Below are 17,724 nucleotides of genomic sequence, written 5' to 3'. Positions count from 1 at the left end.
GCGATCGGGGGGATTTTCTATAGTCGAATGGATTGCGTACCAGTCCCCGCTCCCCGTTTTCCGCTCCCCGAAGACTCCAACCAAGAAGGACCCCGACCATGAGCACCCTGATGGGCCAGATGATGACGATGCCGCTGATGATCTCGTCGCTGCTGGTGCATGCCGCCCGGCATGCCGCCGACACCGAGATCGTCTCCAAGCGCGTCGAAGGCGACCTGCACCGCACCACCTACCGCGAGGCCGAACTGCGCAGCCGCAAGGTGGCGCAGGCGATGGCGCGGCTGGGCTGCGTGGCCGGTGACCGCGTCGGCACGCTGGCGTGGAACGGCTACCGGCACTTCGAGCTCTATTACGGTACCTCCGGCTCGCAGCTGGTCTGCCACACCATCAACCCGCGCCTGTTCCCCGAACAGATCGCCTGGATCGTGGGCGATGCGGCGGACCGCGTGCTCTGCTTCGATCTGACCTTCCTGCCGCTGGTCGAGAAGCTGGCCGCGCACATGCCGACCGTGCAGCACTTCGTGCTGATGACCGACCGGGCCCACATGCCCGCGCAGACCGGCCTGCCGAACCTGCTGTGCTACGAGGAACTGGTCGAGGCCGAGAACGGCGACTACGCCTGGCCGGTCTTCGACGAGATGTCGGCGTCCAGCATCTGCTACACCTCGGGCACCACCGGTAACCCCAAGGGCGCCGTCTACAGCCACCGCTCGACCATCCTCCACGCCTTCGCGTCGACCATGCCGGATGCGATGGACTGCTCCTCCAGCGACGTGATCCTGCCGGTCGTGCCGATGTTCCACGTCAACGCCTGGGGCCTGCCGTACAGCGCCGCCATGGTGGGCGCCAAGCTGGTGTTCCCGGGACCGCACCTGGATGGCAAGTCGCTGTACGAGCTGTTCGAGTCCGAGCAGGTCACCTTCAGCGCGGGGGTGCCGACCGTGTGGCTGGGCGCGATCAACTTCATGAAGGCCAACAACCTGAAGGTCACGAGCCTGAAGCGCACGGTCATCGGCGGCTCCGCCTGCCCGCCGTCGATGATGCGCACGCTGGAAGACGAGTTCGGGCTGGAGGTGATCCACGCCTGGGGCATGACCGAGCTGTCGCCGCTGGGCACGCTGTCCAAGCTCAAGGCGAAGCACAAGTCACTGTCGCCCGAGGCGCAGCACCGCCTGCTGGAGAAGCAGGGCCGCGTCATCTACGGCATCGACATGGCCATCGTCGGCGACGACGGCACCGAGCAGCCCTGGGACGGCAAGACCACGGGCGACCTGGTGGTGCGCGGTCAGTGGGTCGTCAATGGCTACATGGGGCGCCCGGAATCGCCGCTGCAGCAGATCGGCGGGCAGGACTGGTTCCCCACCGGCGACGTCGCGACCATCGACGCCGACGGCTTCATGCAGATCACCGACCGCAGCAAGGACGTCATCAAGTCCGGCGGCGAGTGGATCAGCTCGATTGACCTGGAAAACGTCGCCATGGCCCACCCCTCGGTGATGGAGGCAGCGGCCATCTCCTGCGCCCATCCGAAGTGGGACGAGCGCCCGCTGCTGGTGGTCGTGCGCAAGGCGGGGCAGTCGGTGACACGGGACGAGCTGCTGGCGTTCTACGACGGCCGTATCGCCAAGTGGCAGATCCCGGACGACGTCGTCTTCGTCGATGAACTGCCGCACACCGCCACCGGCAAGCTGCAGAAACTCAAGCTGCGCGAGCAGTTCAAGCACTACGTGCTGCCGACGATCTGAACGGCTGCCAACCGTCCGGGCGCGGGTCCGGACGGCCTTGTCCCGATCGCGACAGGCGATAGTGGTAGTCCCTGACGCGGCAATGACAAGGCTTGCCGCACCATCTCGACACGCAGCCGGATGCACCGGTGCAAGCAAGGAGACTTCGACATGACGATCCGCGTTCACACCCGAGTTCAGCCGATGGGCCTGGTGCTCCAGGCTGGTGCCCTGGCGGCAATGACGATGTTCGCTTCGGCCGCATTGGCACAGAAAGGCGAGACGGTCAAGATCGCCTGGATCGACCCGCTGACCGGCCTGATGGGCCCGGTCGGCCAGAACCAGGTCAACAGCTTCCGCTTCTTCGCCGAGAAGCTCGGCGGTGCGGGCAACCCGGCGGGCGTGAAGTTCGAGGTCGTGCCCTTCGACAACAAGCTCAGTCCCGCCGAGTCGCTGACTGCGCTGAAGGCGGCGATCGACCAGGGCATCCGCTACGTCACCCAGGGCAACGGCTCGGGGGCGGCGGCCGCGCTGATCGATGCGGTCAACAAGCACAACGAGCGCAACCCCGGCAAGGAAGTCCTCTACCTGAACCACTCGGCGGTGGACCCGGACCTGACCAACAGCAAGTGCAGCTACTGGCATTTCCGCATGGACGCCGACACCTCCATGAAGATGGAGGCGCTGACCACGTTCATGAAGGACCAGAAGGATGTCCAGAAGGTCTACCTGCTGAACCAGAACTACGCCCACGGCCACCAGGTCGCCAAGTACGCCAAGGAGATCATGGCGCGCAAGCGGCCGGACGTGCAGTTCGTCGGCGAGGACCTGCACCCGCTGGCCCAGGTGCGTGACTTCGCGCCCTACATCGCCAAGATCAAGGCCAGCGGTGCCGACACGGTGATCACCGGCAACTGGGGGTCGGACCTGTCGCTGATGCTCAAGGCGGCCAACGAAGCGGGTCTCACCGCCAAGTTCTTCACCTACTACACCGGCGTCACCGGCACGCCGACCGCGCTCGGCTCCCAGGGCGATGGCCGCGTCTTCCAGGTGTCCTACAACCACTACCACCTGCCCGGCCAGATGGAGAAGTGGCGCGACGAGTTCCAGAAGAAGTTCGACGCCGACTTCTACACCGGCAGCGTGATCCACATCTACACCGCGCTGGGCGAGGCGATGGCCAAGGCCAAATCGACCGACCCGGTCAAGGTGGCGGCGGCGCTCGAAGGGCTGAAGTTCAAGAGCTTCAACGGCGACGTCGAGATGCGCAAGAGCGACCACCAGATGCAGCAGACGCTGTTCATCACGCGCTGGCAGAAGGCAGACGCCAAGTACAGCTACTCGCCCGAGAAGACCGGCTACACGCTGGTGCCGGTGGCGCAGTACGAGCCCTATGTGGCCAGCACGCCGACGTCCTGCCAGATGAAGCGGCCGTCCTGAACCGGAACCGCACTGGTAGATTCCCGCCTCCGCGGGAATGACGGGCGAATGGATCGGAAGCGTCGCGCCGGAACGGATTCGGTGCGACGCCCCGCCACGCCCCATTGATTGACCTTGACCGAACGCCCAGGCGCCGTGGACCAGCTCATCATCAATCTCCTGAACGGTTTCAGCTCCGGGCTGCTGCTGTTCATGCTCAGTTCGGGCCTGACGCTGATCTTCAGCATGATGGGCGTGCTGAACTTCGCGCACGCCAGCTTCTACATGGTCGGTGCCTACATCGGCTATGCGCTCACCGGCGTGGTCGGCTTCTGGCCGGCGCTGGTGCTCGCACCGCTCGTCGTGGGCGCGTTGGGCGCACTGTTCGAGCGGGGCGCGCTGCGGCGGGTGCACAAGTTCGGGCATGTGCCGGAGCTGCTGATCACCTTCGGGCTGTCCTACGTGCTGCTCGAAGTGGTGCAGCTCATCTGGGGCCGCACCTCGGTGCCGTTCACGCCGCCGACGCAGCTGCAGGGCTCGGCCTTCACGCTGGTGCAGTCCTCGGTCGAGGGGATGCGGCTGGTCTGGGGCCAGGCGCCGGCCGAGATGTGCCAGAACACGGCCAGCGTCCTCCTGAGCTGCTCGCGGTTTCCGATGACGCGGGTGTTCATGATGGGGGTCGCGCTGCTGATGCTGGTGGCGCTGTGGGCCTTGCTGACGCGCACCCGGATCGGCCTCGTCATCCAGGCCGCGCTGACCCACCCCGAGATGGCCGAGGCGCTGGGCCACAACGTGCCGCGGGTGCTGATGCTGGTGTTCGGCAGCGGCTGCGCGCTGGCCGGGCTGGCGGGCGTGATCGGCGGCATCACCTTCATCACCGAGCCGTCGATGGCGGCGGTGGTCGGCTCCATCATCTTCGTGGTGGTGGTGGTCGGCGGCATCGGCTCGCTGGCGGGGGCCTTCGTCGGCTCGATCCTGGTCGGCCTGCTGCAGACCCTGCCGCTGACGGTGGACGGCTCGCTCGCCACCTTGCTCAATCAGCTCTTCGGCGCCGGCATCGGCCCGTCCACCCCGGGCTGGCCGCTGCTGCGCATCACGCTGGCACAGGCCGCCCCCATCCTGCCTTACCTGCTGCTCGTGCTCATCCTCATCTTCCGCCCCAAGGGGCTGCTCGGCACGCGGGAGGGCTGAGGCATGTCGACACCTTCCGAATTCCATTTCAAGCCATGGAACGTCGGGCGCTGGGTCATCTGGGGCGGCTTCGCGCTGGTCCTGCTGCTGGCGCCGACGCTGTGGACCTCCGGTTTCGCGCTGACGATGCTGTCGCAGATGGGCGTGGCGATCATCATCTGCCTGTCCTACAACATGCTGCTGGGGCAGGGCGGGATGCTCAGCTTCGGCCACGCGGTCTACGCCGGCCTCGGCGCCTACCTGGCGATCCACACGCTCAACCGGGTTGGCGCCGGCACGCTGGGCCTGCCGGTGAGCCTGGTGCCGCTGGTGGGCGGGCTGGGCGGGCTGGCCTTTGCGGCGCTGCTGGGCTATGTGTCCACCAAGAAGGCGGGCACGACCTTCGCGATGATCACCATGGGCGTGGGCGAGCTGGTCTGGTCGATGTCGCTGATGCTGCCGGAGTTCTTCGGCGGTGAAGGCGGCGTGTCGTCGAACCGCGTCGTCGGCCAGCCGGTGCTGGGCATCACCTTCGGCCCGCAGGTCCAGCTCTACTACCTCATCGCGGTCTACTGCTTCGTCTGCACCGCGCTGATGTACGCCTTCACCCGCACGCCGCTGGGCCGCATGCTCAACGCCGTGCGCGACAACCCCGAGCGGGTCGAGTTCATCGGCTACAGCACGCAGCGCATCCGCTACATCGCCTTCATGATCGCGGGCTTCTTCGCCGGCATCGGCGGCGGGCTGGGCGCGCTGAACTTCGAGATCGTGACGGCGGAAGTCGTCGGCGCGCACCGCTCGGGCGCCTACCTGCTGTTCGTGTTCCTCGGCGGCGCGACCTTCTTTTTCGGCCCCATCCTCGGCGCCATCCTGATGGTGATCGCGCTGGTGCTGCTGTCGGAGCTGACGACGGCCTGGCTGCTCTACCTCGGCCTGGTCTTCCTGTTCATGGTGATGTATGCGCCGGGCGGTCTGGCCAGCCTGATCATGATGAACCTGCGGGTGGCGGCCTTCGGCAAGCTGCGCCGGCTGTGGACGGCCTACCTCGGCCTGTTCGGCACGGGCGCTGCGGCGCTGGTCGGCATCGGCGCGATGGTGGAGATGGTCTACCACCGCCAGCTCAACGCCGCGCTCGGCCCCGATCTGCGCTACCTGGGCGCCACGCTGAACACCGAGAGCGTGAACACCTGGGTGGGCGCGGTGTTCGTGATGCTGGTCGGCGTCGGGCTGTTCGAGCTGACGCGGCGCGAGTTCGCTCGCCAGTGGGGTGACACCCAGGGCGAGATCGAGAAGGAAATCAAACGCCGGGAGGCCCTGTGAGCACTGCCACCCCTGCCGCATCCGCGGCGCCCTTTGCCGTCGAACTCGACAACGTCCACAAGTCCTTCGGCAAGACGCAGATCATCCGCGGCGCGCAACTGCAGGTCCGCCAGGGCGAGCGGGTGGCCATCATCGGGCCTAACGGCGCCGGCAAGTCGACGCTGTTCAACCTGATCAGCGGCCGGCTGGTCCCGACCAGCGGCCAGATCCGCCTGTTCGGCGAGCGCATCGAGGGCAAGGCGCCCTACGAGATCAACCGCAAGGGGCTGGCGCGCAGTTTCCAGGTCAGCAACCTGTTCCCGAAGCTGAGCGTGTTCGAGAACATCCGCTGCGCGGTGCTGTGGAGCCTGGGCTACCGGTATGCGTTCTGGAAGTTCCTGTCCGATCTGAAGGACGCCAACGACCGCACCGACCAGCTGCTGCACCAGCTCCACCTCGACAAGCGCCGCGACGTGCTGGCGATGAACCTGACCTATGCGGAGCAGCGGGCGCTGGAGATCGGACTGACCATCGCGGGCGGCTCGCAGGTGGTGCTGCTGGACGAGCCGACTGCCGGCATGAGCCGCGGCGAGACGACACGCTTCATCCAGCTCATCCGCGAGGTGACCGAGGGCCGCACGCTGCTGACGGTGGAACACGACATGGGCGTGGTCTTCGGTCTGGCGGACCGGATCGCGGTGCTGGTCTACGGCGAGGTGATCGCCTTCGACACGCCCGAGGCGGTGCGCGCCAATCCGCGGGTGCAGGAGGCGTACCTCGGTTCGGTCCTCGCCCAAGGGCACTAACCTCCTCCGTCATTCCCGCGCAAGCGGGAACCCACCCCACCGCGACACCGACTGCCCCATGCTCGAAATCGACAACCTCCACGCCTATTACGGCAAGAGCCACGTCCTGCACGGCGTGTCGCTGCGCATCGAACCCGGCGAGATCGTCGCGCTGCTCGGCCGCAACGGCTCGGGGCGCTCGACCACGGTCAAGACGGTCATGGGCCTGGTGGACGGACACGGCTCGGTGCGCTGGAAGGGCGAGGAACTCCTGGGGCGCAAGGCCTACGAGATCGCCCACCGCGGCATCGGCTACGTGCCCGAGAACCGCGACATCTTCCCCAAGCTCACGGTGCACCAGAACCTGATGCTGGGGCAGAAGGTCAGCGGGAAATCGGGGCGCTGGTCCTTCGACGACATGTACGGCATGTTCCCGCGCCTCAAGGAACGCCAGCACACCGAGGCCGGCGTGCTCTCGGGCGGCGAGCAGCAGATGCTCACGCTGTGCCGCACGCTGATGGGCGACCCGGACCTGATCATGATCGACGAGCCGACCGAAGGCCTCGCGCCGAAGATCGTCGAACTGGTGGGCGAGTACCTGCGGGAGCTGCAGCGGCGGGGGATCAGCGTGCTGCTGGTGGAGCAGAAACTGACGATCGCGCTGGAGGTGTCGCAGCGCTGCCTGCTGATGGGGCACGGGCGGATCGTGTTCGAGGGGACGCCGGCGGAGCTGAAGGCGAATGCCTATATTCGCAAGGAGTGGCTGGAGGTTTGAGCCGCGCGGGCCAGGCTCACCGAGGGACCGCGGCTGCCGGCAGTGTCAGCCGCACATGGTCCTGCGTCGCCTCGAATTCCGCGTCCCGTCCGGCCAGCGTCCGCACCTGCGGCACGATCTTGCGCCGCACGCCCATGCCCCGGGCCTCGACATACCCGTAGTCGCGCATCACCTCGACGAGGATCGGGTTTCGGGCTGAGCGCTGGCCGGCCAGCATCTTGGCCACGGTCATCGAGTTCTGCATGGCGCCGGGGCTGGTGAGGGTCAGCCGGTCGCCGAAACGGACCAGTTCGACCTCGCCGGGGCGCGTCCAGTCGCGGTGGACCAAGGCATTGAGCAGCGCCTCCCGCAGGGCGTCGGGCGGGTAGTGCCAGTGGCGTTCCCGGCGCAGGTTTTCGGCGAGTTCAGACGACTCCGTTGAAAGGAACGGCGTAGCGCGCTCCAGCAGTTGCTCTATCAGACCGGGCTGTGCGCGGAACACCTGCCCCTGTGCCGATCGGGACCACAGGCCAACCAGCGGGCCATCAAGCACGGTGTCATCCAGTGCCTGATAGTCCAGGTCGTTCCCCGCGAACGCCATCCAACGCACCCCCGCTTGACGCAGCAGCCGGCGCGGTCGGTGCGCGAACAGCACCGTGCCGGCGATGGTGCAGACCGGCGGGCCGTCCGCCCGTTCCGTCATGAACCCCAGGCCGCAGAGCCGGCTGTGCCAGTCGTCGTCCGTCGCGGGCACCTCGTCGTCGAGCACGCGGCCGAGGTAGTCCGTCAGCCGGGCCCGGTCCAGATCGGCCAGACCGGAGCCGGACACGGGCAACACCTCGGCATGCAGCAACCCGCCCGAAGCGAACAGGGCGGCCTGCTGTTCCCGTGTCGCCAGTTGCGAGGTGCTGCCGACGCGCACGTAGATGTCTTCGCGCTGGTTGTGGCGGAGCACATAGGGCTTGGCGGTGCCGGTCAGCACGGTGATGACGGCCACGCGCTGGCCGTTGTCGAGCGTGATTTCCTCGTAGTACGGCAACAGTTGCGGGTGGATGAAGCGGCCGAACACGGTGTCCATGACCCAGCGTTCGAGGTCGGGCCGCTGAATGCCGCTGACCTGGCCGTCGTCCTCGACCCCGACGATCACCCGCCCGCCCTGGAAGTTGGCCAGTGCCACCACCTCGCGGGCCAGTTGCTCGGCGTGAATGTCATCGCGGCTGAATACGACGCCGGAGTTCTCGCCTTGGTGCAGCAGAAGCAGGAGTACGTTCGGGAGCATTGTGGAATTTGATGCAGGGCTCGGAGCTATTCGAATAATCGGAAAATTCGCCGCACGTATCAAATATTTTGACCGCCTACTGCTGACTCGCATCGTGCGTGGTGCGGGGGCTGGTTTAGATGCCCCCAGCTACCAGATTAAGAATTCGGTTGCCTCAATAGCGCTATCAGCTTCCCTACGACTCGTGTGAATCGTAATGGCGTAAAGGACCACGTTGCTTCGCCAGCGTTTACCAAGCCGAGGGCGATGAACCCACTGACGTTCAATGCATCCAATGATGCCGGGCTGACATAGAGCAAGTTATCTCCTGATTAGCAACGATCCTCAGCATTCCCCCGAACGACCCGCTGAGCCCGAGGCTTGCACCGCGCGACATCGATGATGAGCCGAGCCACCAGCCCGCGCAGGTCGAACCGGCGGTTGAAGCGGTAGGCGAACGCTGCCAGATAGCTGCTGGCGTACTTGGGGTACTTGAACGCATGGAACGCACCCGACAACGTCGTCTTCAGGTTGCCCAGCACCGTGTTGACCCAGGTGAACTCGGGCAGCTCGCGCGGCTTGCGCTGGCCCACCACGATCGGCGTGTGCAGGCAGCCCGCGCTGGTGACCGCGGCGAAGCACCCCAGCCCGTCGCTGACCACCCGCGTTCCCGGCATCAGCGCCGCCTGCGCCCACTGGCCCACCGCCTCCAGCGTGAAGCCGCTCACCGGCGCGAGCTTGACGTACTGCGGATGCCCCTGGTCATCGACCGAGACCGCCGCCACGAACGGCACCTTGTTCTCCGAACCCCGGCCCGCCTTGCCGCCGCTGCGCTCTCCGCCAAGGTAGGCATCGTCGAGCTGCACCGTGCCGTCGAGTCGGTACTGGTCCACCCGCTCGGCCATCGCGTGCATGATCTTCTGGTGCATCAGCCACGCCGTCGGGTAGCTCACGCCCACCTGCCGCTTGAGCGCCAGCGCCGACAGTCCCGTCTTGGCCTGGCTGAGCAGGTAGATCGCCAGGAACCACGTCTTCAGTGGCAGCTTGGTGCTGGCGAACAGGCTGCCCGCGGTCAGCGATGTCTGGTGGCGGCAGCCGTTGCACTGGAACAGCTTGCGCGCCCCGTGGCCCACCACGTAGTGCGCCGCACTGCCGCAGCGCGGGCACTCGAAGCCCTGCGGCCAGCGCGCCTGCTTGACCGCCTCGGCGCATTGCTCTTCCGTGCCGAAGCTGGCCATGAACTCTGGCAGCGACATCCCCTGCTGGAACTGGATTCGGTTCATCGGCATGTGCTCGCTCCTGCGCTTGGTCTGTCTTCTACGCTACGCCTGATCGTCAGTTGGCACCTTGCTGAGGATCATTGCTAATCAGGAGTTATCTTCCGCAATTTCAGATGGCTGAGGAATATTAGTGAGTGCCAAACCAGTATACCGATACGCAATTAGCAAGAACTCGATTTCTTCGGCAGAGATATCTCGAATTATCCTTGATAGGACGCACGCCTCTTGCGGCAGCATCTCAGACTCATTCAACGTGTTTTCAACAAAATCGCGTAGGTACTTTAGTTTATCGGCTTGGGTTGTCTGTAGAATGGTTAGAACTGTCTCGTTGATTAGCTTGTACTGCTCATCCGATAGGGTCTTGATTTTTTCTTCGTGGTTGTTGAGCGTAGATGCGATTTCTTCCAGTGCAACCTCGACTCGCTTTCTTTGGCGCTCCGATGCAAGTGACTTGGCGAGCACCGGAAGTAGCGGTGCGAGCACTCCTCCAGCAGCAGCACCAACGGCAGTAAGGGCAATTTCTGTCACAAAACTGCCCGCAACGCTCTCGGTTTTAGATGACTTTGAAATACGCATAGAAATACCAAATGAATGAAAGTGACTTCCCTCTGAAGGGGCAGGGTCGTTCACTGCTAACGCTGACCTGCGGAAAACTGCGAGACTGATAGAAGCAGATGGATGTCCATGCTCAGGTTCACTCGCGATGTCGGATCAACGTCTGGCTTCGACTGCATATTCCACCTCAAACCCCACGATATTCCGATCTTGCCGACTGAACTCCACCCCAATCAGATACACCGGCTCCCCCCGCCCCGCGTATTTCTCGCCATACCCCCGATCCTTCAGTTGCTGCAACGCCCGCCCCTGAGGCACGAGTTCCACCACCTTGAACTCGAACAGCCACACCACCCCGCAGGCCAGCACCGCCATGTCGATGCGCCCCTTGTTCGTCGTGTCCTCGACCCGGATGTCCAGCCCGAGCGCGGCGAAGTGGCTGTAGAAGATGCTGGCCCAGTAACCCTCGAACTGCGCGATCGGGTTGTTGCGGTACCAGTCGTTCGGGATGCTCGCAAAGAAGGCGTGGAACAGGTCTTTCAGCGCCAGCGGATCACCCGCCTGCAACACGCGCCATAACCGGCTGATCTGCGGCTCCGGCGCCGAAAGATCGCCCACAAACCGCTTGAGCAGGCTGTCGTTCAGGCTCGCCTGCACCTCCATGTTCGGGTATTTCAGCGTGTACTCGGTGCGCCCCGGAATCTCGTGCGTCTCGGCGATGGTCAGGTAGCCGGTCTGGAACAGCAGCGCCTCCGCCGTCATCGCGTCCACGTCGAAGGTGGACAGCAGCGTTTCGCTCGTCACCAGCCGCCCCAGGTCCGGCGTGAACATGCGCCGCTCGGCCAGCAGATCGACCAGGAAGGTCGGCGTGCCCGTCTCGAACCAGTAGGGCTTGAAGCGCCGGTTTCGGAACAGCAGCAGCGCGTCGAACGGGTTGTAGACGCTGGTCCCGCCCCAGTTGTAGCCGTTGTACCAGCGCCGGATTTCCTCCCGGTCCAGCCCCGGCAGCTCCGGCGCGAACACGGTGTCCATGTCCTCGTCCGTGTAGCCGCACAGCGCGCTGAAGGGCGGATCGAGCGTGATGTCCACGAGGTGATTCAGCCCGGAGAACAGGCTGACCTTGCTGAACTTCGACACGCCCGTGAGGAACACGAACCGCAGGTGCGCGTCCATGTCCTTGAGCACCGAGTACAGGTTGCGCAGCCCGTCGCGCATCTCGCGGGCAATGGCCGGCTCGGTCAGGTTGTCGAGGATCGGCTTGTCGTATTCATCGACCAGCACGACGACGCTGGCGCCTGCTTGCTCGTGCGCGAGTCGGATCAGATCCTTGAAGCGCCCGCTCAGGCTCTGGTTGTGCAGCGTCAGACCCAGTCGGTTGGCGTGCTCGTCGATCAGTTCGGCGATGTGCTGGTCCAGATCGCCCCCTTTGCGCAGCACGCCGCCACCGAAGCTGATGCGGATCACCGGATGCCGCTTCGACCAGTCCCAGCGCGTCTCGGCCGCCAGCCCGCCGAACAGCGCCCGGTTGCCCTCGAACAGTTCCTTGAACGTGTCCACCAGCAGGCTCTTGCCAAAACGCCGCGGCCGACTCAGGAAAAACGCTTTGCCAGACGACTCGATCAGGTCGATCGCCAGCCCCGTCTTGTCCACGTAATAGCAGCCCGTGTCGCGCAGATCGGCGAAGGTCTGGATGCCGATCGGCAGGCGACGGCGTGGCAGGGCGGCAGCGGCTGGACTCATGGGCGCAGTGTAGTTTTTCGGTGCCCCTGCGTCCTCCAATGGAATGCGCCCTCCCGTCCATTGGCGTGGACGCAAGAGGGCGCGGAGCGGGCGCGACGACATCGCGCCCGCAGACAGCCACCGGGCGTCATCGCCCGGCCTGGATCAATGCGGGATCATGCCGACGAGGTAGTACGCCTGCACATAAGTGATCACGCCCACGATGGTCGCGAAGAACAGGCTGTGCTTGAGCGTGAAGCGGAACAGGTCCGACTCCTTGCCCACCAGCCCCACCGCGGCACAGGCCACCGCGATCGACTGCGGCGAGATCATCTTGCCGGTCACGCCGCCGGTCGTGTTGGCAGCCACCAGCAGCGTGTCGCTCACGCCGATCTGGTGCGCGGTGGTCGCCTGCAGCGAGCCGAACAGCGCGTTGGCCGAGGTGTCGGAGCCGGTCAGGAACACGCCCAGCCAGCCCAGGAACGGCGAGAAGAACGGGAAGGCCGAGCCCGTGCCGGCCAGTACCAGCGCCAGCGTCGAGGACAGGCCGGAATAGTTGGCCACGAAGGCAAAGGCCAGCACCATGCCGATCGAGTAGATCGGACGCTTCAGGTCGTTGAGCACCTCGCCGAAGGCGCGCAGGCCGTCGGCCGGCTTCATGCGCAGGATGACCATCGAGATCAGCGCCGACAGCAGGATGGCCGTGCCGGTGGCCGAGACCAGGTCCAGCTTGTAGATCGCCTCGTAGGCCTTGTCGGCGGTGACGATCGGGGTGGTCTTGATCACCAGGTTGTGCAGGTGCGGCACTTCGAACTTGAGGACGAGGCCGGCCAGCGGGCCGCCCTTGTCGAACAGCATCTTGAAGGGCTTGAGGCTCCAGACCGTGACCAGCACGGTCAGGATCACGAACGGCGACCATGCCTTGGCGATCTGGGCGGCGCTGTAGCCGCTGGCGCGCCGCTGGCCGTTCCAATCGGCGGTCAGGCCTGCACCGGCTACCGCGGAGGCGCCCACGCCGCCCGGGGTTGCGAACCGGAAGATTTCCTTCGGGTGCCACACCTTCAGGAACAGCGTCAGGCAGACCAGGCTGACGAGCGCCGAGGTGATGTCCGGCAGTTCAGGGCCGAGGTGGCTGGCGGTGAAGTACTGCGTCACCGCGAAGCTGCCACCGGCGACCAGCACGGCCGGCCAGGTGTCCTTCACGCCCTTGAAGCCGTTCATCATGAACACCAGCCAGAACGGCACGAACAGCGACAGCAGCGGCAGCTGGTGGCCGGCCATCTTGCCGATCAGGAAGGGGTCGATGCCGGTGACCTTGCCAGCGACCAGGATGGGAATGCCCATGGCGCCGAAGGCCACCGGGGCGGTGTTGGCGATCAGGCACAGACCGGCCGCGTAGAGCGGGTTGAAGCCCAGCCCGACCAGCAGTGCGGCCGTGATGGCCACCGGCGCGCCGAAGCCCGCCGCGCCTTCCAGGAAGGCGCCGAAGGCGAAGCCCACCAGCAGCATCTGCAGGCGCTGGTCGTCGGTGATCGACAGGATCGATGCGCGGATGACGTCGAACTGCCCGGTCTTGACCGTGACCTTGTAGAGGAACACCGAGCAGACGATGATCCAGGCGATCGGCCACAGGCCGTAGACGAAGCCGTAGCCGGCCGAGGCCAGCGCCATGTCCGCCGGCATGCCGTAGAACAGGATGGCGATGCCGAGCGAGAGCACGACGGTGATGGTCCCGGCGATGTGCCCCTTCATGCGCAGCACCGCGAGGGCCACGAAGAAGAAGACGACGGGGATGACGGCGACCAGGGCCGACAACGCGAGGTTGCCGAGCGGGTCGTAGGTTTGTAGCCAGGTGGACATGGGTCGGATTGCTCCAGGGCGTTCAGAGTGGTGTTCAGGGATGCGGAGGCACGGGAGCCGGGGCGCGTGCGGGTTCGGCGCAGGCGTCGAGCAGGGCTTCGAGGCTCTGGTAGGGGATGCCGGCGTGGCTGCTCAGACCGATCTGGCAGGTGCGGCTGCAGGACACGCCGCTGGCACAGCCGGCGGGCAGCAGGGGCTTCAGGCGCCGCAGGCTGTTGGCGTTGAGTTCGGGCAGGCGGAAGCCCTTGTCACCGGCGAAGCCGCAGCAGGCGATGTCGGGCACCGTGATCTCGCTGGCGCAGCGCTGTGCCAGCGCCACCAGCTTGCCGCCGGTGCCGAGCTTGCTGGTGCTGCAGGGCACGTGCACGGCGAGCTGGTCGAGCTGCACCCGGATTTCCAGACGTGGTGCCACGACATCGGCCAGGAAGCCCACCGCGTCGTGCAGCTGCAGCCGGTGGTCGAGCCGGCCGGCGCGCTGGGCCTCGATCAGGCGCAGCGCGCAGGGGGCGTTGTCGAGGTAGACCGGCAGGCGTCCGCCGTCGCTGGCGGCCAGCAGCGCCTGGCCGGTGCGGTCCAGCGCCCGGTCGGCCGCTGCGTGCGCGCCCTGGCTCTCGAAGGGCTGGCCGCAGCACAGGTCGTCCTGCGCCGCCAGCAGGACGGGCGACAGCCCCGCCTTGGCCAGCAGGCGCAGCGCGGAAGCGGCCAGCGGCGTGCGGGCCTCGGCGCCGCCTTCCGCGAAGACGCGGTTGACGCAGGAGGCGAAGTAGACGACCGATGTGCTGGGGTCGGTGGGGGCTGTGGGTGTGACCGGCAGCGGCGCGGCCGCAGCCGGCGTGGCCGACGGCGCCACCGGCAGCACCGGAATCACCCGGTGCAGCGCTTCGTTGACCGACTGGGTCGCCGATGCGCCCAGCACGCCGCGCGCCAGCCGGAGCACGCCCAGCCCGGCGCGGGCCGTGCCGAGCACGGCGCCGAGGTGGGCTTCCACCGCGTTGGCCACACCCGGGTGCCGGGCCTCGCCGCGTAGCTTGCGCACGAGGTCGCCGGTGTTGATGCCGACGGGGCAGCGGGTGGCGCACATGCCGGTGGCCGCACAGGTGTCGAGCCCGGCCCAGCCGTAGTCGGCTTCCAGGCGGGCCAGCGTCTGCGGGTCGCTGCCGTCGCGGCGCAGCTGTTGGATGCGCCGCCACGCGACGATGCGCTGGCGCGGCGTGAGCGACAGGCCGCTGGACGGGCAAGCCGGCTCGCAGAAGCCGCACTCGATGCAGCGGTCCACCAGCGGATCGGCTGCCGGCATGGCCTTCAGATCCTTCAAGTGGATCCGCGGGTCGCCGCTGATGATGACGTCCGGGTTGAGCAGGCCGTCCGGGTCGAACAGCGCCTTGATCTCGCACATCACCGCGTAGGCCTCGTCGCCCCACTCCATGCGCACGAAGGGGGCGACGTTGCGCCCGGTGCCGTGCTCGGCCTTGAGCGAGCCGCCGAATTCGACGGCCACGAGCTGGCTCACGGCGTCCATGAAGTCGCTGTAGCGCTGCACCTCGGCCGCGCTGTCGAAGCCGGGGGCGAAGACGAAGTGCAGGTTGCCTTCCAGCGCATGGCCGAAGATCAGCGCCTCGTCGTAGCCGTGGCGGTCGAACAGCGCGGTCAGGCGCATCACGCCTTCGGCCAGCCGCTCGACGGGGAAGGCCACGTCCTCGATGACGCAGGTGGTGCCGACCGCACGCTGTGCGCCCACAGCGGGGAAGAGCCCCTTGCGCACGGCCCAGTAGGTGTCGCAGACCGCAGCGTCGGTGGAGAAGCCGCTGTCGGCGGCGGGCGCGAACGGGGCCAGCGTGGCGCCGATGGCCTGGCAGCGCACCGCCAGCTCGGCCGCGTCGGCGCCGCGGGTCTCGATCAGCAGGGCGGCGGCGCTGGGCGCGGGCGCGCCGTACAGGAAGGCGGGCAGGCCCTTCTTGCCCTGGATGGCCAGGATGGAGCGGCGGTCCACCAGCTCCACGGCGTCGACCGCGCCGCCGTCCTTGAGCGCGGTGACGGCGCGGCAGCAGGCTTCCAGCTCGCTGAACAGCACCAGGCACGAGGCCTTGTGCGGGTGGTCCGGCACCGTGCGGTAGGTGATGCTGGCGATGAAGCCCAGCGTGCCTTCGGAGCCGATCATCAGGTGCGCCAGCATGTCGACGGGATCGACGAAGTCCAGCAGCGCATTGATGCCGTAGCCGGTGGTGTTCTTCAGCCGGTACTTGCGGCGCACCTTGGCTTCCAGCGCCGGCTGGCTGCGGATGCGGTCGGACAGCACGGCGAGGCTGGCGAGCAGCCCGGCGTGCGAGCGCCGGAAGGCGGCCACGCTGTCGATGTCGGCGGTGTCGAGCACGGTGCCGTCGCGCAGCATCACGCGCAGTGCGGCCAGCGTGTGGTAGCCGTTCTGGGCCGTGCCGCAGCACATGCCGGAGCTGTTGTTGGCGGCCATGCCGCCGATGCGCGCCGTCGCGATCGAGGCCGGGTCCGGGCCGATCTTGCGGCCGTGGCGGCGCAGCGCGTCGTTGGCGTGCTGACCGATCACGCCGGGCTGCAGGCGGATGTGTTCGCCACCGTCCAGCACCTCGATGCCCGTCCAGCCCTCGCCGATCACCACCAGCACCGAATCGCTCACGGCCTGGCCCGACAGGCTGGTGCCCGCGGCCCGCAGCGTGACCGGCACGCGGTGCGCGTGCGCCGCGGCCAGCACGGCGGCGACCTCGGCTTCGCTGCGCGCCAGCACCACGATCTGCGGCACCAGCCGGTAGAAGCTGCCGTCGGTGCCGTACGCCAAGGTGCGCAGCGGATCGGTGACGAGTCGCTCGTCCGGAAGGTGCTGGCGGATCGCCAGCAGAAAGGCTTGGTGCTGCGGAGACATCGGTTTGGCTTGATTGGAAATTGGTCAGTCCAATAATTGAACGACTGGGGCGCGAATTTATGGGCCAAATCAACGCCAGTCAACGCGCTTTGGATCAGTATTTACCCTAATATTGGGCTTTTTGTGTAATTGGTAAGACCAATAATTGAGGTTCTTGAGCGCCAATCTGGCAGCGGTTATCATTGGTCAGACCAATCTGGAGCCTTGCTTGACTGCCCCCATGCCGGACCTGAACGCTGTTGCCATCAAGCCGCTGAACGTCACCCGCCTGTCGGACCAGATCGTCCAGCGCCTCGAAACCCTTATGTTGGAAGGCTCCTTCAAGTCGGGTGACCGGCTGCCGCCGGAGCGGCAACTGGCCGAGCAGCTGGGGGTGTCGCGGCCCTCGCTGCGCGAGGCGATTCAGAAACTGACCGCGCGCGGCCTGGTCAGCGCTCGCCAGGGCGGGGGCACCTACGTGACCAGTCGGCTCGACAGCGGCTTCGCTGATCCGTGGAAGGAGATGCTGGGCACCCATCCGGAGCTGCACCGGGACGTGCTGGAGTTCCGCCGCATGCTCGAAGGCACGGTGGCCCAGATGGCCGCCGAGCGCGCCACCGAGGCCGATCTCGACCGCATCGGCGTCCTGTTCGCGCAGCTGGAGGTGGCCCACCAGCAGGGCCAGCTCGACCTGACCTCCGAGGTGGACGTGCAGTTCCACCAGGCGCTGGCCGATGCCGCCCACAACGCCCTGTTCACCCACCTCAGCAACAGCCTGCTGACCATGCTGCAGACGCATGTGCACGACAACATCGCCAACCTGTTCGCAGTCGGCACGGTGTCGGGGCAGTTGCTGGACCAGCACCGCGCCGTCTGGCTGGCGGTGAAGGGCCGCCAGGGTGCGGCTGCGCGCGCCGCCGCCGAAGCCCACATCGACTTCGTCGACCAGACGCTGACCGCGCTGCGCGAGGCGTCGGTGCGGCGCGAGCGCTCCTTGCGTCGCAGCGCGGTCTGAGGCGGGCGGCGGGG

Annotated in this window: 13 protein-coding genes; 7 read left to right on the top strand and 6 right to left on the bottom strand. The window is 66.6% G+C overall.

Annotated elements, in window-relative coordinates; genetic code table 11:
• The first annotated feature begins 98 nt into the window (after window positions 1-98).
• The 6 genes from BDD16_RS20245 to BDD16_RS20220 all read left to right on the top strand — a co-directional run bounded on the left by BDD16_RS20245 (window position 99) and on the right by BDD16_RS20220 (window position 7,172).
• The gene (locus BDD16_RS20245; protein ID WP_179635594.1) at window positions 99-1,745 is read left to right on the top strand and encodes a 3-(methylthio)propionyl-CoA ligase; all 1,647 of its coding nucleotides are present in this window, start codon (window positions 99-101) and stop codon (window positions 1,743-1,745) included.
• A 183-nt stretch (window positions 1,746-1,928) separates the two neighbouring features.
• Entirely contained in the window at window positions 1,929-3,164 is a 1,236-nt protein-coding gene (locus tag BDD16_RS20240; RefSeq protein ID WP_179636272.1) for a branched-chain amino acid ABC transporter substrate-binding protein, read from the top strand.
• Window positions 3,165-3,356: 192 nt separating this feature from the next.
• Window positions 3,357-4,334 (top strand): branched-chain amino acid ABC transporter permease, encoded by a 978-nt coding sequence (locus tag BDD16_RS20235; protein ID WP_218898180.1) that lies wholly within the window; start codon window positions 3,357-3,359, stop codon window positions 4,332-4,334.
• A 3-nt stretch (window positions 4,335-4,337) separates the two neighbouring features.
• Complete coding sequence (locus BDD16_RS20230) at window positions 4,338-5,633, top strand: branched-chain amino acid ABC transporter permease (protein ID WP_179635593.1); 1,296 nt, start codon at window positions 4,338-4,340, stop codon at window positions 5,631-5,633.
• Complete coding sequence (locus tag BDD16_RS20225) at window positions 5,630-6,418, top strand: ABC transporter ATP-binding protein (protein WP_179635592.1); 789 nt, start codon at window positions 5,630-5,632, stop codon at window positions 6,416-6,418. The genes BDD16_RS20230 and BDD16_RS20225 overlap by 4 nt, the downstream gene beginning before the upstream one ends.
• Window positions 6,419-6,476: 58 nt before the next feature.
• On the top strand, window positions 6,477-7,172 hold the full coding sequence (locus tag BDD16_RS20220; RefSeq protein ID WP_179635591.1) for an ABC transporter ATP-binding protein: 696 nt from the start codon (window positions 6,477-6,479) through the stop codon (window positions 7,170-7,172).
• A gap of 16 nt (window positions 7,173-7,188) precedes the next feature.
• On the opposite strand, the gene BDD16_RS20215 is transcribed toward BDD16_RS20220, so the two are convergent.
• From BDD16_RS20215 to BDD16_RS20190, 6 genes are all read right to left on the bottom strand, one after another.
• Entirely contained in the window at window positions 7,189-8,430 is a 1,242-nt protein-coding gene (locus tag BDD16_RS20215; RefSeq protein ID WP_179635590.1) for an RNA-binding domain-containing protein, read from the bottom strand.
• Between the two features lie 311 nt (window positions 8,431-8,741).
• Window positions 8,742-9,698 carry an IS1595 family transposase gene (locus BDD16_RS20210; RefSeq protein ID WP_179632313.1) on the bottom strand — a complete coding sequence of 319 codons (957 nt, stop codon included), beginning with the start codon at window positions 9,696-9,698 and terminating at the stop codon, window positions 8,742-8,744.
• Between the two features lie 78 nt (window positions 9,699-9,776).
• Window positions 9,777-10,319 (bottom strand): hypothetical protein, encoded by a 543-nt coding sequence (locus BDD16_RS20205; protein ID WP_179635589.1) that lies wholly within the window; start codon window positions 10,317-10,319, stop codon window positions 9,777-9,779.
• A gap of 81 nt (window positions 10,320-10,400) precedes the next feature.
• Window positions 10,401-11,984 (bottom strand): ATP-binding protein, encoded by a 1,584-nt coding sequence (locus BDD16_RS20200; RefSeq protein ID WP_179635588.1) that lies wholly within the window; start codon window positions 11,982-11,984, stop codon window positions 10,401-10,403.
• Window positions 11,985-12,128: 144 nt separating this feature from the next.
• Window positions 12,129-13,823 carry a lactate permease LctP family transporter gene (locus tag BDD16_RS20195; protein ID WP_179635587.1) on the bottom strand — a complete coding sequence of 565 codons (1,695 nt, stop codon included), beginning with the start codon at window positions 13,821-13,823 and terminating at the stop codon, window positions 12,129-12,131.
• A gap of 34 nt (window positions 13,824-13,857) precedes the next feature.
• A complete protein-coding gene (locus tag BDD16_RS20190) occupies window positions 13,858-16,716 on the bottom strand; it encodes an FAD-binding and (Fe-S)-binding domain-containing protein (RefSeq protein ID WP_179635586.1) in 2,859 nt (952 codons plus the stop codon).
• Window positions 16,717-16,924: 208 nt separating this feature from the next.
• On the opposite strand from BDD16_RS20190, the gene BDD16_RS20185 reads away from it, so the two are divergent.
• A complete protein-coding gene (locus BDD16_RS20185; RefSeq protein WP_218897888.1) occupies window positions 16,925-17,710 on the top strand; it encodes a GntR family transcriptional regulator in 786 nt (261 codons plus the stop codon).
• Window positions 17,711-17,724 lie beyond the last annotated feature (14 nt).

Origin of the sequence: Sphaerotilus montanus, assembly GCF_013410775.1 — a bacterium.
Classification (GTDB): Bacteria; Pseudomonadota; Gammaproteobacteria; order Burkholderiales; family Burkholderiaceae_C; genus Sphaerotilus; species Sphaerotilus montanus.
Note: the sequence above shows the minus strand (reverse complement) of the source record. Positions and strands in the feature narration are given on the sequence as shown.

Bases quoted from the DNA above. Each gene is read 5' to 3' on its own strand.
- BDD16_RS20245 (WP_179635594.1), top strand. From the start codon at position 99: ATGAGCACCCTGATGGGCCAGATGATGACGATGCCGCTGATGATCTCG.
- BDD16_RS20240 (WP_179636272.1), top strand. From the start codon at position 1,929: ATGGGCCTGGTGCTCCAGGCTGGTGCCCTGGCGGCAATGACGATGTTC.
- BDD16_RS20235 (WP_218898180.1), top strand. From the start codon at position 3,357: ATGCTCAGTTCGGGCCTGACGCTGATCTTCAGCATGATGGGCGTGCTG.
- BDD16_RS20230 (WP_179635593.1), top strand. From the start codon at position 4,338: ATGTCGACACCTTCCGAATTCCATTTCAAGCCATGGAACGTCGGGCGC.
- BDD16_RS20220 (WP_179635591.1), top strand. From the start codon at position 6,477: ATGCTCGAAATCGACAACCTCCACGCCTATTACGGCAAGAGCCACGTC.
- BDD16_RS20215 (WP_179635590.1), bottom strand. From the start codon at position 8,430: ATGCTCCCGAACGTACTCCTGCTTCTGCTGCACCAAGGCGAGAACTCC.
- BDD16_RS20210 (WP_179632313.1), bottom strand. From the start codon at position 9,698: ATGCCGATGAACCGAATCCAGTTCCAGCAGGGGATGTCGCTGCCAGAG.
- BDD16_RS20200 (WP_179635588.1), bottom strand. From the start codon at position 11,984: ATGAGTCCAGCCGCTGCCGCCCTGCCACGCCGTCGCCTGCCGATCGGC.
- BDD16_RS20195 (WP_179635587.1), bottom strand. From the start codon at position 13,823: ATGTCCACCTGGCTACAAACCTACGACCCGCTCGGCAACCTCGCGTTG.
- BDD16_RS20190 (WP_179635586.1), bottom strand. From the start codon at position 16,716: ATGTCTCCGCAGCACCAAGCCTTTCTGCTGGCGATCCGCCAGCACCTT.